The following is a 15,694-nucleotide window of genomic DNA, read 5'->3' as shown; positions in this document are numbered from 1 at the left end:
GTTGTCCCGTTCGCCGCCGCTTCGTTTTGCGCCGCCTGCGTTCCGACACCCTTCCCCTTCCTTCTCTTCTTTTTCCTCTCTTCCTTTTCTTTCCTTCCCCTACTTCTCTGTCCTTTCCCTCTAACGGACATACAGCCGATTCACCCACCCGAATCGGCTGTATGTCCGTTAGGGGGAGAAGAGTCACGTCCGCCTGATCGGCCTGATCCGCCTGATCAGCCGTCGTTATCCGTCGCCCGCCGCCGAAACTCAAGCGGCGAGCAACCATACCGCCTCTTGAACGCCGAACAGAACGCGCTCGTACTCCCGAATCCGCACTCCGCGCAGATCTCCCGCAGACTCGCGTATCCACTCGTGAGCATGTACCGCGCCGCATCCATACGCGCGTTCACGATGTACGTGTGCGGCGTGTACCCCGTCATCCGCTTGAACACGCGGATGAAATAGTACTCGCTCATCAACGCCATCCCCGCAAGCTGAGCCAACGGCAGCGGCTCGTGCAAATGACCGGCGATGTATGCTAGCACCTCCTCGACCGCATTGCGACTGCTGCGATCCGCCCGCGCGCGTCCGTCGCCCTTCCCGACGCTCGCATCGCCGCTTATGCCACCGTTCGCACCGCTGCGACCGTTGTCACCGTTGCTGCTGCCGCCGCGTCCGTCGTGTCCGTCACGACCGTCCCCGTCGCCTCCGTCGTTCCCGCTGCGCATGCCGCGCGTGCCGTCCGTACCAGCCAACTCATCCGCATCCGTCGTCCGTTCGTCGGCCGTCGCCATGCATTCCGTGAGGATCTCCGTGATCGCGAGCGACATGCGCGCCTCGCTCACGTGCTGTCCCTGATCGAACACGTCGTACAGCATGCGCATGCGACTGTACGCGTACGCCGACCGCTTCACCGTGATCACCGTGCCGAGCGCCGGATGGATCACATCGAAGTACGGTCGTGCGGCGATGCCGTCGAAATGCATCCAGATCACGTCGCTGTCGGTGAGTGCGCTCGCCTGATACGAGTTCGGCGCGTAGCAGTTGAGCAGGATGATGTCGCCGTCGCGTGCCGTCGCGTTCGCCGTGGCACTGCCGTTCGACGTGCGGAAGCGGAACGTGCCCGACTTGACCATCATGAGGTTGAAGCTGTCGAACGGCGCGCGGGTCAGGCGGTAGCCTTTGCGGTACCGGTACAGGCCGATCATGGTGGGGTACAGGTACGTGCGCAGGGCGGTGCGGCTCGGCCGGTACACATAGTAGTTCGACAGCGCCGTGTCGACGTGATGTTCCAGTGGCTTCATGGCGGTTTCCTACGGTTGCACACGGTGGATGGCGGGTTTGCGTGGGTTTCCTGCGGTTGCTCCGGCGGGTTTCCTACGGCTACCCACGCTTGGGGATGGCCATCCGTGGGTTTCCTACGGTCGCACACGGAACGGCCGGCTGCGGGCGTTGCCTCATCCCACCGTGGGCAACACCCAGCATATCAAAAAATTGCCCTATCGATCACCGAAGTTGCACAGAACCACCTCGCCGCGAACCAGCGCAAAACAAACCGTTTACGCTGGAATAACAACGACGTACCGATCAGCCATACCGATCAAGGAGTGTCCATGTCAGTTATCGATCCCCAACTCGCCGACATCGCAGCCAGCTTCCAGTTCGACGGCACCATCGACAGCATCGAACCGTACGGCGACGGCCACATCAACGCCACCTACCTCGTCGTCACCGGCACCCGCCGCTACATCCTGCAGCGCATGAACACGTCCATCTTCCCCGACACCGTGCACCTCATGCGCAACATCGAACTCGTCACCGCGTTCCTGCGCGAACACGGCAAGGAAACGCTCGAGATCATCCCCACCACCGCCGGCACGTCGTACCTCGAAGACGAGCGCGGCGCATGGCGTGCATACGTGTTCATCGAACACACCGTCTCCTACAACCTCGTGCCGAACGCCGACGTCTTCCGCGAATCCGGCGCGGCATTTGGCGAATTCCAGAACTACCTCGCCGCGTTCGACGCGTCGCAGCTCACCGAAACCATCGCGCACTTCCACGACACCCCGCACCGCTTCGAGGACTTCAAGGCGGCGCTCGCGGCCGACGTGAAGGGCCGCGCGGCCGGCTGCCGTCCGGAGATCGACTTCTACCTTGCGCACGCCGACGAATACGCGACCATCACCAGCGGTCTCGCTGACGGCACGATCCCGCTGCGCGTCACGCACAACGACACCAAGCTCAACAACATCCTCATGGACGAGACGACCGGCAAGGCGCGCGTGATCATCGACCTCGACACCATCATGCCCGGTTCGATGCTCTACGATTTCGGCGACTCCATCCGGTTCGGCGCCTCCACCGCGCTCGAGGACGAGCCCGACCTCGACAAGGTGCACTTCAGCGCCGACCTGTTCCGCGCGTACACGGAAGGGTTCGTCGGTGCGCTGCGGGCCAGCATCACGCCGCGCGAGGCCGCACTGCTGCCGACGGGCGCGCGGATGATGACGCTCGAGTGCGGCATGCGCTTCCTTGCCGACTATCTGGCGGGCGACACGTACTTCGCGACCAAGTATCCCGAGCATAATCTGGTGCGGTCGCGCACGCAGATCAAGCTCGTGCAGGAGATGGAGGAGCAGGACGACGTGATGCGCGCGATCGTGGCCGACGTGATGGCCGCGGGCGATGGTCGTGTCTCGGGCGATACGCAAGAAGGAGGACGTGCTGATGACTGATATCGCTGGAGTTGCCGGAGGACTTGCTGCCGATGGTGCACACGTTACGGTGACTGCGAACGGTGGCGATGCTGCGAACGTTACTGTTGCGGGAACCGACGGTGCGAACGTTACTGCAACGACGACGGACGATGCGAACGTTGCTGTGGCCGCGAACGTTGCTGCAACGGCAAACGGCTCGCTCGATGAAGTATATGCCGCGATCGACGCGCTGATCGATCACGCGCGTATCAAACTGGGACTCGACCCGCGCGACGTCGACTGGACGCGCAATCGTATCTTCTCGATGTTTGACCTGTCGTCGTACCGTCCGACCGGTGCGACTGCGAACGGTCGCGGCGTGGACGAACTGTTGGCGCGGCTACGCGAGACGGCCGTCGCGGCCGGACTGTTCGACGCCGAAGACGGGCCGGTCGTTGCCGATCAGGTGATGGGCGTGTTGTCCGCAGCGCCGTCGGCGATCCAGAACCGGTTCAGTACGATCGAACGTTCCGGCAACACCGTCACGGACGACGATGACGACAACGATGGCATCGCCGCGAACGGTGGCATGGACGCGATGCGCTGGTTCTACGACTACTGCGTCGACAACAACTACGTCAAGAAGGCCGTGCTCGACCGCAACCCGCGCTTCGACTCCCACGGCCTGACCGTCACCATCAACCTCGCCAAACCCGAGTTCAAGAACATGAAGAAGGCCGCCGCCGGCAACGCCGTCACGGGCGGCTACCCGTCCTGCACGATCTGCCATGAGAACGAGGGCTTCGCCGGGCGCAACAAGCGCACGTTGCGCACCGTTCCGATCACGCTCGGCGGCGAACCGTGGTTCTGGCAGTTCTCGCCGTACGGGTACTTCCACCAGCATGGCATCTGCGTGAACATGGAGCACACGCCCATGCACGTCGACCGCGACACGTTCGGGCATCTGCTCGACTTCGTGGACCGCTTCCCCGGGTACTTCCTCGGGTGCAACGCCGCGCTGCCGCGCATCGGCGGATCGGTGCTTGCGCACGACCATTATCAGGGCGGCGGCGAGCGGCTGCCGATGCACCGCGCAGCCACGTGGGCCGGTTTCGCGGTGCCGGGATACGATGACGTGACCGTGGAGATCCTCGACTGGCCGGGCACGGCGATGCGCGTCGTGTCGCGGTCGCGGCAGTCGATCATCGACGTGTGCGACCGGATCCGCGAGGCATGGGTCGACTATGACGACGCGGCGGCCGGAATCGCCAGCCACGACGCCGACGGCAACCGCCAGTCCGCGCTGTCGCCGAACGCGATCATCACCGAGCGTGGGTACGAGATGGGCCTGATCCTGCGCAACAACGCGGTGAGCGAACAGTATCCCGAGGGCGTGTTCCACGCGCATCCGGAGTACTGGGCCGTCAAGCAGGAGCCGATCGGGCTGATCGAGGCGATGGGCCTGTTCATTCTGCCGGGGCGGCTCGTGGAACAGCTGGGCGAGATCGAGGACGCGCTGGCGGCCGGGGCGACCGAGCTGCCTGACAACGTTCGCGAGTTCCAGCTGGAATGGGACGAGTTGATCGCCACGCTGGACGGTGGGGCTGCGAACGATGGCGGCGCCGGCACGCGTGATCGCGAGGCGATCCGCGCCGCTGTGCACGACGAACTCGGCAGCATCTGCGAACGCATCCTCGGCAACACCGCCGTCTTCAAGACCAAGGATCAGACCCGAGCGTTCCTCGAGGGCCTCGGCTTCGTCGCCATCTAACCCCTCAACGGACATACAGCCGCACTTTGGCGAGATAACCTGACGGACATACAGCCGAAAACGGGGGTCGGATCGGCTGTATGTCCGTTGAGGGGAAGAAGCCAAAAAGTCAGTCATACGCAGATCCCGCAAACAATAACGGACATACAGCCGATTTGCATACGTAATCGGCTATATGTCCGTTGAGAAAAAACGCGATGTGACGTGACGGAAGAGACGGAGACCGGGACAGAGAAAGCCCGGCGTCGCTACTGCTGTTCCGCCGCCGCGGCCTCGCGACGCGCGCGGGCCACCGCGTACAGGCTGATGCCCGCCGCAACCGACGCGTTCAGCGACTCGACCATGCTGGTGATCGGAATGCCGGCGATCGCATCGCACGACTCGCGCACCAGACGGCTCAGCCCCTTGCCCTCCGAACCGAGCACCACGACCAGCGGATCGGTCTCGAACCCGGTCTCGCCGACCATCTTGTCGCCGCCGCCGTCCAGACCGACCACGTAATAGCCGCGCTCCTTCAGGCTCTCGATCGCCTTCGTCAGATTCACCACGCGCGCCACCGGCATGTGCGCGGCCGCGCCGGCCGACACCTTCCACGCCGCCGCCGTCACCGAAGCGGAACGACGTTCCGGCAGAATCACGCCGTTCGCGCCGAACGCCGCCGCCGAGCGGATCACCGCGCCGAGGTTCTGCGGATCGGTCACGCCGTCCAGCGCGATGAACAGCGGACGCGCGTTGATGCGCGCCGCCGCCGAATTCGCCGCCTCCATCGCGCGAGACTTCTTCTCCGCGCGCTCGACCAGCTCGGCCAGCGACGAATACTCGTACGGCTGTACCTTGAGCACCACGCCCTGATGGTTCGACGAACGGGCGATGCGGTCCATCTCCAGACGGTCCGCCTCCAGCAGATGCAGGCCGTTCGCGCCCGCCAGCTTCACGATCTCGCGTGTGCGGTCGTCATGTTCGATGCGCGCCGCGACGTACAGCTGCGAGCTCGGAACGCCCACACGCAGCGCCTCGAGCACCGCGTTGCGGCCGATCACCAGATCGTCGGAATCCGAAGTGAACTTGGCCGCGCGGCGGCGTGCGGCCAGACGCGGGTCGGCCATCTGCCGGCGCTGGGCGATCTTCTTCTCGCGATATGCCTTGTGGTACACGCGGTCCTCGGCCTTGGGCGTCGGCCCGTGGCCGCGCAGTGCGTTGCGATGTTTTCCACCCGACCCCTTGGTCGGTCCTTTCTTAATAGCCATAGGCTTTATTGTCCTAAGAACGGACGACACGCCGGGCGACTGATCACGACACGCTTGATACGACCCGCACATCGCCGGAATGACGCCGTTCTCCGGATTGCATCATGCGTGTCGTGCACACCCGCCCGGCGTGTCGCCCGCAGAGTAGAGTATCCACAGTGAAGAAGCAACGAGAGATTTTCGGACTGCCCCTGCTGTTCTGGGGGTTGTGGCTGGCCCTGCTGATCCTGTGGATGGGCCGGTTCGTCATTTCGTTCATGTCGATGTATCTCGTCAAGGACCTGCACGTGGACGCGGGCGTCGCCGGCACCATCGTGTCGATGTACGGTTTTGGCGGCATCTTCGGCTGCCTGTTCGGCGGGTCGCTGTCCGACCGGTTCGGCCGCCAGTCGATGATCATCGGCGGCGAGATCGGCGCGGCGGTCATGCTCGTCATCCTCTCGTTCATCGACGATCCGTTCGTCATGGGCGTGGCGCTGCTCGTCTACGGTGCGATCTCGTCGATCCCGACACCGGCCATCGCCGCGTACATCGCCGACGTCGTACCGATCCGCGCGCAGAAACGCGCGTACACACTGCAAACGTGGGCAGTCAACTTCGGCTTCGCGATCGGGCCGATCATCGCGAATCAGCTCGTCAAGATCTCGTACACGCTGATGTTCTACGCGGAGGCCGTCATTCTCGTCGTCGCGACGGCCATGCTGATCGTCTTCTTCCACGAGGCGCGCAGGCTCACGGCTCGTGATGATCGTCGTGACAACGTTGCCGGTGCTGCGAACGTTACTGACGACGTGCCGGCGGTTGCGAACGTTGCCGCAAACGACGGCGTCGCGTCCGCCGAACCGCGCGTCTCCATGCTCGCGAACTACCGTCGCGCGCTCACCGACTGGCCGTTCATGTCGATGGTCGTGCTCATGTTCGGCTATACGATCGCGTACTTCCAGCTGACCAGCGGCCTGCCGATCGCGCTCACGCAGCTCGGCATGGGCACAGACCAGTATTCCGTGCTGCTCACGATCAACGGAGGCATGCTGTGCCTGCTGCAGATCCCGTCGCTCGCCGTGTTCAACCGCATGAGCAACACGCGCGTGCTCGTGCTCGGCATGCTCATGACGGCCGTCGGCTACTCGTTCCAGATCGGCGCGACCACGTGGCACGGCTTCGCGATCGCCGCCGTGCTGTGGACGTTCGGCGAGCTCGGCACGTTCCCGATCGCCGCGACCACGGTCGCCAGTCTCGCGCCGGCCGATGCGCGCGGCACGTACCAGGGCCTGTACAACCTTGTGTGGTCGCTGTCGAACGGCGCCGCGCCGCTGGTCGGAGGCTGGATCATCGGCGGATTCGGCAGCCGCACGCTGTGGATCTGCTGCACGGTGATGTTCCTGCTCGTCGCGGCCGGCCTGTACGCGACCAAGGGCGCGCGCGAACGTGCCGTCACGCGCAACCTGCGTGAGGCCGACCTGTCGTAGGCGGGCAGGTAGATAGCGGGCGGATGATCGGGCGCCGGTGATCGGCGAGCCTCCCGCCGCCGTCGGTTCCGCTCGGATTGGTTCCGTTCAGATCAGGCATGCCATGATCGTCTCGACGACCGTATCGGTCTCCTCTTGTGGCAGATAGCCGACGATGTCGGCGTTCCGGGCGACGAGATCGAGTGATTTCATCTGTTCGATCTCTACGAATCCTTCGATGTCGTACGTTGATATCGGATGGACCGGCAGATGCAGAGGATATCCGTTGTCCGTCGACGTGATGGGGCATACCCAGGTCAGGTTGCAGAGGCGATTGAAGTGTTCGTTGCCGACGACCAGCAGATAGCGTCGTTTACGCTGTTCGTGGCCGAGCGTGGGGTCCAGATCCGCGGCGACGACATCGCCTCGTCGGTATCCGTTCACAGTTCCTCCCGTCCGACCGCTGCTGTGAATCCGTCTTCGTGTGGTGCGTAATCGCCGTGATAGTCGGCGAACAGCGTACGGATATCGGGGACGATGTATCGGCCGACGTGTGTCGTTCGCGGTCGGATCGGGGTGATGATGATGCGCTCGCCTTCGACTTCGATGGAGACGCGGCTGCCTTCGTGGAGTCCAGTCCGTTCTCGTATGTCTTTGGGGATGCGGATGCCCTCGCTGTTGCCCCATTTGTTCACGATGCCGTCTGCCATCACCCCTCCTTGGTTAGATATACAAAGTATATCCCGAGTTGGCGGTGGAAGGGCGGTTGTGATGTTGTTCATGTTCGGTGCCTTTCTGTTGGATTGTCGACGACGGTAGCGGCTGTGGTCGGAACGTTCGCCGTGACCAGTCATTTGTTCAAGCATGTGCGGCGCCGGGGGAATTGTGCAAGCCGAAACGGGGTATGTGGTCGAAAGGGTGGGGTTGTCCACACTCGGCGTGTCTGTCCACATTTTTTGTGGATAAGTCGGATGGATGGTGTGTCGTCGGCGTCGCCGGCGCGACATACAGCGGCTTTTTGCAGGTCGTGACCGATAACTGGGCGACTCGCCCGGCGGTGTTTCGCTCTGCGGTTATCGGGTTATGGAATAATGACAACCGTACGCATCGGCAGCAGTTGCGCCGGTGCCCATAACCGCGCAGCTTTATCGCGGCCGGCCGGGGGAGGGGACAAACCCGTCGGGTTCGTGAGGGCTGACTACTCCGCGGCTATACCAAGGAGAACACCATGGTTGATCGTACGAAGGATCAATCCACAGCGTCCGCAGCGAACGAGGACGCGATTTCAGAGGAAGTGCGCGCCCAGCAGGCGCTGTTGAACGATACCGATCCGAGCCTGACCGACGCGGATGCCGTAGCCAAGGCGTTGAACGTCGACACGGCCACCGGTCTGAGCTCCGACGAGGCCAAGCGTCGCCTCGAGAAGTTCGGCCCGAACCAGCTGGCCAGCGCGCCGCCGGTGCCGAAGTGGAAGAAGTTCCTCGCCCAGTTCGAGGATCCGCTGGTGTATCTGCTGCTCGTCGCCACCGCGATCTCGGTGGTCGCATGGTTCATCGAACGCGCCAACACGCCGGGTGCCGGCGAACCGGTGCCGTTCGACGCGCTCGTCATCGTGCTCATCCTGATCGTGAACGCCGTACTCGGCTACATTCAGGAAGCCCGCGCCGAACAGGCCGTCGCCGCGCTCGCGCAGATGACCGCGCCGCAGACCGCCGTCCTGCGCGACGGCAAGGTCGTGCACATCAACACCACCGACGTCGTCCCCGGCGACATCGTCGTGCTCGGCGAAGGCGACACCGTCTCCGCCGACGGCCGCCTGTTCGCCGCCGCGTCCCTGCGCATCGCGGAGGCGTCGCTGACCGGCGAATCCGTTCCGGTAGGCAAGAAGCCGGAAACGCTCGCCGCAGCCAAGGCGCTCGGTGACCGCGCGAACATGATCTTCAACGGCACGTCCGTCACGCAGGGCACCGGCCGTGCCATCGTCACCGGCACCGGCATGAACACACAGGTCGGCAAGATCGCCGACATGCTCGCCGCCACCGACGACGAAGCCACCCCGCTGCAGAAGGAGATGGCGCACGTCTCCAAGATCCTCGGTCTCGCGGTGTGCATCATCGCGGTGGTCGTGCTCGCCGCGCTCGCGCTCACGCAGGGCTTCCACTCGGTGCATGACATCATCGACTCGCTGCTGCTGGCCGTCTCGCTGGCCGTCGCCGCCGTGCCGGAAGGCCTCGCCGCGATCCTGACCGTCGTGCTCGCGCTCGGCGTGCAGCGTATGGCCAAGCACAACGCGATCGTCAAGAAGCTGTCCTCCGTGGAGACTCTTGGTTCCGCGTCCGTGATCTGCTCCGACAAGACCGGTACGCTGACCCGCAACGAAATGACCGTCGAGCGCGTGGTGACGCCGTCCGGCGAAGTGCAGATCACCGGCACCGGCTACGCGCCGGAAGGCCGCATGGTGATGGTCGACGCCGCGGACGGCGACCTGGCCGTGCCCGCCGGCGTCGAGGCCGAAGTGATGGCGACGCTGGGCGCCGGTACGCTCGCGAACGACGGCGACCTGCGCGAAAGCGAATCCAAGGCCGGTACGTGGGAGGCGATCGGTGATCCGACCGAGGTGTCGTTGATCGTCGCCGCCCGCAAGGTGCACGCCGACAAGAAGTACGCGAACTTCGAGCGTGTGGCCGAGGTGCCGTTCACGTCCGAACGCAAGCGCATGGCGATCGTCGCCAAGGACAACGCCGACGCCGGCAACCTGACCGTCTTCGCGAAGGGCGCGCCGGACGTGCTGCTTGCGTACTGCACGCGCATCGCCGTGGGCGGCGCGGTCCGTCCGCTCACCGAAGGCGACCGTCAGACGATCCTCGCGACCGTCGAGAAGCTGTCCGGTGAGGCGTACCGTACGCTGGGCGAGGCGTATCGTCCGCTCGGCGTCTCCTCGCTGGCCGAGGTTCCGGGCATCGTGACGAACTCGGCCGGTCAGATCACCGATATCTCCGAGCAGTCCGATGTGATCGAATCCGATCTCATCTGGGCCGGCATGGTCGGCATCATCGACCCGCCGCGCACCGAGGTCCGCGACTCCGTGGCCGAAGCGCATCGCGCCGGCATCCGCACCGTCATGATCACCGGCGACCACCCGCTGACCGCGGCGCGCATCGCCTCCGACCTCGGCATCATCGAGAAGGGCGGCAAGGCGCTCACCGGCGACCAGCTCGACGCGCTCGACGAGGCCGGTCTCGACAAGGCGACCTCCGAAGTGTCCGTGTACGCGCGCGTCGCGCCGGAGCACAAGCTCAAGATCGTCGAATCGCTGCAGCGCCAGGGCAACATCGCCGCCATGACCGGCGACGGCGTGAACGACGCGCCGGCCGTCAAGTCCGCCGACATCGGCGTGGCCATGGGCATCACCGGCACCGAAGTCACCAAGGAATCCGCGAAGATGATCCTCGCGGACGACAACTTCTCCACCATCGTCGCCGCCGTGCGCGAAGGCCGCGTGATCTTCGACAACATCCGCAAGTTCCTGCGCTACCTGCTCAGCTCCAACGTGGGCGAGGTGTTCACCGTGTTCGGCGGCGTCATGCTCGCCGGCGTGCTCGGCATCACCCAGCCCGGTTCGCAGGGCGTGACCGTGCCGCTGCTCGCCACGCAGCTGCTGTGGATCAACCTGCTCACCGACGCCGCGCCGGCGCTCGCGATGGGCGTCGATCCGCAGACCGACGACGTGATGGCCCGCAAGCCGCGCAAGCTCACCGATCGCGTGATCGACAAGGACATGTGGATCGACATCGCGTTCATCGGCATCATCATGGCCGCCGTGACGCTGATCGGCATGGACATGCACCTCGCGGGCGGTCTGTTCACCGACCGTTCCGTGGACGCGCTCGGCCACGATGCGCAGATGACCGAGGCCCGCACGATGGGCTTCACGATCCTCGTGTTCGCGCAGCTGTTCAACGCGATCGCCTCACGTTCGGCGCGCCAGTCCGCGTTCGTGGGCCTGTTCAGCAACAAGTGGCTGTGGGGCGCGATCGGCATCTCGATCCTGCTGCAGGTCGTGGTGATCTACGTGCCGTTCCTCAACGACGCGTTCGGCACCACGCCGCTCGACTTCGTCGCGTGGTTCGAATGCATCGGCCTGGCGGCGATCGTGCTGGTGGCTTCCGAGATCTACAAGGCCATCATGCGCGCCGTTGACAAGCGTCGCGGCGTGACCGCATAAGTGCATGTGACTGAAGTGGCTCCCCTCAGTGAGGGGAGCCACTTCAGTATAGGGATTTATATTAGGGACGTCAGTCGTCGACGTCGGCCTTATAGAAGTTGATGTAGGAACGGCTCGGGGTCGGCCCGCGCTGGCCCTGATAGTGCGAGCCGGTCTCCTTGGAACCGTACGGATGCTCGGCCGGCGAGCTTAGCTGGAAGAAGCACATCTGACCGATCTTCATGCCCGGCCACAGCTTGACCGGCAGCGTCGACACGTTGCTCAGCTCCAGCGTGATATGGCCCTCGAAGCCTGGGTCGATGAAACCCGCGGTCGAATGCGTGAGGATGCCGAGGCGACCGAGCGAGCTCTTGCCTTCCAGACGCGCCGCGATCGTCGCGTCGAGTTTCACATACTCCCACGTCGAACCAAGCGCGAACTCGCCCGGGTGCAGGATCCACGGCTCGTCGGAACGCACTTCGAACTGTTCCGTGAGCGCGCCTTGGTTTTCGGCCGGATCGACGTACGTGTACGCGTGGTTGTTGAACAGGCGGAAGAATCGGTCGAGCCGCACGTCGATCGACGCGGGCTGCACCATCTCGGGAGTCCATGGATCGAGCGAAATATGGCCGTCGGCCTTGGCGGCAAGAATATCGCGATCGGACAGCAGCATGGTCGCTCCTTATGTTGACTGGTGTTGATTCGGGTATCTCTCACCAGTGTAGCGTCAGTCGGCTATGTACTTGTCTGTACTCGGCGGGCGCGTTCATCGTCGGCGGCGACGATGATTTTCAGGAAGTTCTCAGACAAACACATTATTGCGTCAAGGAACCGGTGGTTTCATAATAACTGTCAGCAAGAGCTGAACAGGAACAGCAGCAGTTCCCGACAATTGAACCCCTTTCTTCTTCTCTCTCCTTTCTCTCCCCGGCGGCACCCCCGCCGGGGTTCTTTTTCTCGTTGTTTTTGCTCTCTTCTCCCCTTCTTCCAACGGACATCCAGCCGATTCCGCGGCGCAATCGGCTGGATGTCCGTTAAGAGGAAGCGGAGAGGGGGCGGGCGACATGTCCGACATGTCCGGGAAAGGGGCTGGCCGTGCGGCGATGCGGGCGAAAACGGTATATTGGGCGATATGAGCGAAGACGCAACGGTTGATGTGCACGGCGATGGCGGACAGTCGATGACGATCAGGCACGCGCTGTACTCGCGCGGCGGCGGCAATGCCGCGCCCACGCATCCGATCTTCCTGTGCCTGCACGGATGGGGATCGAACGAACGGGACATCGCCGACATCATGCGGTACATCGCGCCGTACAATGACTACGTATCGTTGCGTGCGCCGATCGTACTGGAACCGGGGCCCGACGATCAAGACGAGCGAGATGACCAAACCGACTCGTCTGACCAGACGAATCGCGCCGATCCCGACGCATCCGACACCATTGACGATTCGCCGTACCGCAGTCATCCCGCGTACGCCGAACCGGGCGTATACGCGTGGTTCCGTGAGACGGTGCCGTCCGGCGACGATCTTGACCGTGCGGCGTTCGCGGCGGCGACCGCGATCGACCGGTGGGTCGCCGACAATGTGCCGTTCGACCGTGACATCGTGCCGTTCGGCTTCTCGCAGGGCGGTCTGCTCGCCACGCATCTGCTGCGCATACATCCCGAACGATACCGCGCCGCGATCAACCTGTCCGGGTATCTCGCGCCCGGCAACGTGCCCGGCACCGCGCCGGCCGACGATCGGCTCGCCGACTTCGATACGCCCGTGTTCTATACGTACGGCAAGAACGATGCGGTGATTCCCAAGTACGAGCTGTTCGCGGCGGCGGCGTGGCTCGAGGAGCATACATGGCTGACGACGAAGAGCTACCGCGCGTTGGGGCATGAGGCGAGTCTTGAGGAGTTCGCCGACCTGCGGCAGTGGCTGATGCTGCACGACATCACGTCGGGCGTGCTGTGACGAATTCCTGATCACGAACGGACATACAGCCGATTACATGGCCCGAATCGGCTGTATGTCCGTTAGGGGTGTGCTCAGCCGGAGGGCATGCCCCAGCCGAGGACGCGGCCCCGAACGGGCATGCCCCTGAAGAGCGAGGGAAACCGCGTCAGATGCTCGAGTCGGCGTCGACGCTCATGACGTACACATTGCGGCGCAACGCCTTCGCCTGCGCACGCGTGATGTCGCCCGCCTCGACCATGTCCTGAATCACGCCGAGCTCGATGCCGTAGCTTTCGCGCTTCACGTCCTCCGCCATCGCGATCGCCTGCGCGCTGCCGCCCATGTTCGGCCGCGCGCGCAACGCCGACTCCGCACGACGGTAGTCGAGCAGCAGCGCCGAACAATGCTCGGTGTTGTACTGGTCGCGCGTCATCTCCTCGTACAGCCGGTCGATCACGTGGTCGAACGCGTCGAGCTGCACCATACGGGTGTGCGCGAAGATCTCGTCGTCACTGAACAGCGGCGTGGTGCGGCGGATGCGGCTTGACGTGCGCCGCACCAGCGTGAGCGTACGACGTTGCAGCGCGCGCAGCCGTCCCTTGATCTGCCACATCGCGCGTCCGGAGTTGCGATCGGTGTCGATGTGGCGCAGCGAATTCATGATCTGGTCGAGCAGTCGTTCGCACGCCTCGATCTCGAGGTCGCGGTCGTGCGCGGACCGCGTCGCCCCGGCGGTCGCGTCGCCGGCGGACGTCGTCACGCCAGTCGCCGTGCCCTGTTTCGTATCGATCAGCCGCTGCTTGACGTAGTCCTTCTCCCAGCCGAGCGCATCGATCTGCAACTGCGCGTAGCCCTGCGGATCGAGCTCGCCGACGCGTTGCTTGAGTCGCGTGATGCGTTTCGTATACGAGTCGATCACCATGAGGATCGCACGACGGTTCTCGTTCGTCACGCGACCGGTTAACTCCTCGACCGTACGACGCAGCACCTCGATCGTGACCTCCGTCATCTCCAACGACGTGTCCTTCGACCGGTTCGGTGCAAGCAACGGCAGCAGGAAGTTCGCCAGCAGCAACGTCACGATGATCACGCCGGATGCGACGAAGATCAGTTCGTCACGCATCGGGAACCAGTGGCCGTCCGCCAACGCATACGGGATCGTGAACATCAGCGACAGCGTGATCGTGCCCTTCGCGCCGCCGAACGTCATCACCGCCGCCGAACGCAGACGTTCCGGCGTCATCTTGCGGCGCAGATGCGTGGTCTGGTCGCGCGCCACACGCAGCATCGCGCTCACCCACACGAACCGCATCACGATCACGACCAGCGACACGAGCAGGATCACGCCGATCAGCAGCGTATTGCTCACGCCCGGATCGTCCCAGCTCGTGCCCATCGCGTCGGGCAGCAGCATGCCGAGCAGAATGAACACCGCGCCGTTGAGCGTGAACGACAGCACGCCCCACACGCTGTTCGACACGATGTTCGTACGCGCCACGTTCGGGCCGACGCCGGTGCGGTCGAAACGGATGAACAACGCGGACGCGACGACCGACAGGATGCCGGACACATGCGCCACGTCCTCGGCGGCCAGATACAGCAGGAACGGCAGGAACAGCTCCATGAGGATGCGCGTGGTGGTCGTCTCCCAGCCGAGCGAACGGATCGTTTCGAACAGCCAGTTGGCGATCATGCCGATCGCGAGGCCGAACAGTCCGCCGCCGATGAACGACATGACGAATTCGCCGGCCGCCTCGCCGACTTCGAATCGGCCGGTGGTCGCCGCGGCGATCGCGAACTGGAAGCCGACGATGCCGGACGCGTCGTTGAACAGCGATTCGCCTTTGAGCACGCCCATCTGACGGCGGGTGAGCGCCGCCTCCTTGCCGAGGGAACTCACGGCCACCGCGTCGGTCGGGCCGAGCGCCGCGCCGAGCGCCAGAGCCGCGGCGAGCGACACGGCCGGCCAGATCGCGTGCAGGATGAAGCCGACCGCGACCATCGTGGCGATGGCCAGTCCGATCGCGAGCGACAACGACAGTTTGATGGTGTTCAGCAGCTCCGATTTGTCGATTTCGTGCGCCTCGAGATACAGCAGCGGCGCGATGAACAGGACCATGAACAGTTCCGGGTCGAGGCCGACGTCGGGGAAGAACGGGAGCTGCGAGGCGATGGCGCCGAGCGCGATCTGCACGAGCGGGGTCGAGACCTTCGGGATGAACCGGCTGATGAACGAGGACAGTACGACCGCCGCGATGATGCACAGGATGAGCTGAAATACCGCCACGGTCTCCTCCTTTTCGCGCGGCCGGCCTTTGCCGTGTTCAGCCTATCAGCTGGAAGGGCTGCGACACGTTACGTTTCTCGCTGAGCGACGGGGCGCGGGGTGGGGGAT

At 64.2% G+C, this 15,694-nt stretch carries 11 protein-coding genes; 5 read left to right on the top strand and 6 right to left on the bottom strand.

The features are described from left to right. Positions 1 to 215: 215 nt before the first annotated feature. The gene (locus DSM100688_RS08500; protein WP_152358675.1) at positions 216 to 1,286 is read right to left on the bottom strand and encodes a helix-turn-helix domain-containing protein; all 1,071 of its coding nucleotides are present in this window, start codon (positions 1,284 to 1,286) and stop codon (positions 216 to 218) included. A 309-nt stretch (positions 1,287 to 1,595) separates the two neighbouring features. Between DSM100688_RS08500 and DSM100688_RS08495 the strand changes: the two genes are divergently transcribed. Both DSM100688_RS08495 and DSM100688_RS08490 read left to right on the top strand, forming a co-directional pair. After that, positions 1,596 to 2,720, top strand: coding sequence for a phosphotransferase enzyme family protein (locus tag DSM100688_RS08495; RefSeq protein WP_152358674.1), 1,125 nt, complete (start codon positions 1,596 to 1,598; stop codon positions 2,718 to 2,720). After that, positions 2,713 to 4,452, top strand: a complete 1,740-nt coding sequence (locus tag DSM100688_RS08490) for a UDP-glucose--hexose-1-phosphate uridylyltransferase (RefSeq protein WP_152358673.1) — start codon at positions 2,713 to 2,715, stop codon at positions 4,450 to 4,452. Before DSM100688_RS08495 ends, DSM100688_RS08490 begins: the two co-directional genes overlap by 8 nt. A gap of 248 nt (positions 4,453 to 4,700) precedes the next feature. Here DSM100688_RS08490 and rlmB read toward each other — a convergent pair whose 3' ends face one another. Further along, on the bottom strand, positions 4,701 to 5,699 hold the full coding sequence (gene rlmB, locus DSM100688_RS08485; protein WP_152358672.1) for a 23S rRNA (guanosine(2251)-2'-O)-methyltransferase RlmB: 999 nt from the start codon (positions 5,697 to 5,699) through the stop codon (positions 4,701 to 4,703). A gap of 158 nt (positions 5,700 to 5,857) precedes the next feature. Here rlmB and DSM100688_RS08480 point away from each other — a divergent pair, with 158 nt between their 5' ends. Then, the gene (locus tag DSM100688_RS08480; protein WP_163146936.1) at positions 5,858 to 7,168 is read left to right on the top strand and encodes an MDR family MFS transporter; all 1,311 of its coding nucleotides are present in this window, start codon (positions 5,858 to 5,860) and stop codon (positions 7,166 to 7,168) included. A gap of 87 nt (positions 7,169 to 7,255) precedes the next feature. Here DSM100688_RS08480 and DSM100688_RS08475 read toward each other — a convergent pair whose 3' ends face one another. Together DSM100688_RS08475 and DSM100688_RS11805 are read right to left on the bottom strand one after the other, a co-directional pair. Beyond that, positions 7,256 to 7,591, bottom strand: a complete 336-nt coding sequence (locus DSM100688_RS08475) for a type II toxin-antitoxin system PemK/MazF family toxin (protein WP_152358670.1) — start codon at positions 7,589 to 7,591, stop codon at positions 7,256 to 7,258. Next, a complete protein-coding gene (locus DSM100688_RS11805) occupies positions 7,588 to 7,929 on the bottom strand; it encodes an AbrB/MazE/SpoVT family DNA-binding domain-containing protein (protein ID WP_163146937.1) in 342 nt (113 codons plus the stop codon). Before DSM100688_RS11805 ends, DSM100688_RS08475 begins: the two co-directional genes overlap by 4 nt. 446 nt (positions 7,930 to 8,375) lie before the next feature. Between DSM100688_RS11805 and DSM100688_RS08465 the strand changes: the two genes are divergently transcribed. Then, positions 8,376 to 11,372, top strand: coding sequence for a cation-translocating P-type ATPase (locus tag DSM100688_RS08465; RefSeq protein WP_152358668.1), 2,997 nt, complete (start codon positions 8,376 to 8,378; stop codon positions 11,370 to 11,372). A 70-nt stretch (positions 11,373 to 11,442) separates the two neighbouring features. On the opposite strand, the gene dcd is transcribed toward DSM100688_RS08465, so the two are convergent. Next, a complete protein-coding gene (gene dcd, locus DSM100688_RS08460; RefSeq protein WP_152358667.1) occupies positions 11,443 to 12,024 on the bottom strand; it encodes a dCTP deaminase in 582 nt (193 codons plus the stop codon). Between the two features lie 507 nt (positions 12,025 to 12,531). Between dcd and DSM100688_RS08455 the strand changes: the two genes are divergently transcribed. Continuing rightward, positions 12,532 to 13,317, top strand: coding sequence for an alpha/beta hydrolase (locus DSM100688_RS08455; RefSeq protein ID WP_420837498.1), 786 nt, complete (start codon positions 12,532 to 12,534; stop codon positions 13,315 to 13,317). 148 nt (positions 13,318 to 13,465) lie between these two features. Here DSM100688_RS08455 and DSM100688_RS08450 read toward each other — a convergent pair whose 3' ends face one another. After that, a complete protein-coding gene (locus tag DSM100688_RS08450) occupies positions 13,466 to 15,586 on the bottom strand; it encodes a cation:proton antiporter (protein ID WP_152358665.1) in 2,121 nt (706 codons plus the stop codon). Between the last annotated feature and the right edge of the window lie 108 nt (positions 15,587 to 15,694).

Source organism: Bifidobacterium ramosum (assembly GCF_009299505.1).
Classification (GTDB): Bacteria; Actinomycetota; Actinomycetes; order Actinomycetales; family Bifidobacteriaceae; genus Bifidobacterium; species Bifidobacterium ramosum.
Note: the sequence above shows the minus strand (reverse complement) of the source record. Positions and strands in the feature narration are given on the sequence as shown.

Excerpts from the sequence above, each read along its gene's own strand:
- DSM100688_RS08500 (WP_152358675.1), bottom strand. The coding sequence starts at position 1,286 with ATGAAGCCACTGGAACATCACGTCGACACGGCGCTGTCGAACTACTAT.
- DSM100688_RS08495 (WP_152358674.1), top strand. The coding sequence starts at position 1,596 with ATGTCAGTTATCGATCCCCAACTCGCCGACATCGCAGCCAGCTTCCAG.
- DSM100688_RS08490 (WP_152358673.1), top strand. The coding sequence starts at position 2,713 with ATGACTGATATCGCTGGAGTTGCCGGAGGACTTGCTGCCGATGGTGCA.
- rlmB (WP_152358672.1), bottom strand. The coding sequence starts at position 5,699 with ATGGCTATTAAGAAAGGACCGACCAAGGGGTCGGGTGGAAAACATCGC.
- DSM100688_RS11805 (WP_163146937.1), bottom strand. The coding sequence starts at position 7,929 with ATGAACAACATCACAACCGCCCTTCCACCGCCAACTCGGGATATACTT.
- DSM100688_RS08465 (WP_152358668.1), top strand. The coding sequence starts at position 8,376 with ATGGTTGATCGTACGAAGGATCAATCCACAGCGTCCGCAGCGAACGAG.
- dcd (WP_152358667.1), bottom strand. The coding sequence starts at position 12,024 with ATGCTGCTGTCCGATCGCGATATTCTTGCCGCCAAGGCCGACGGCCAT.
- DSM100688_RS08455 (WP_420837498.1), top strand. The coding sequence starts at position 12,532 with ATGACGATCAGGCACGCGCTGTACTCGCGCGGCGGCGGCAATGCCGCG.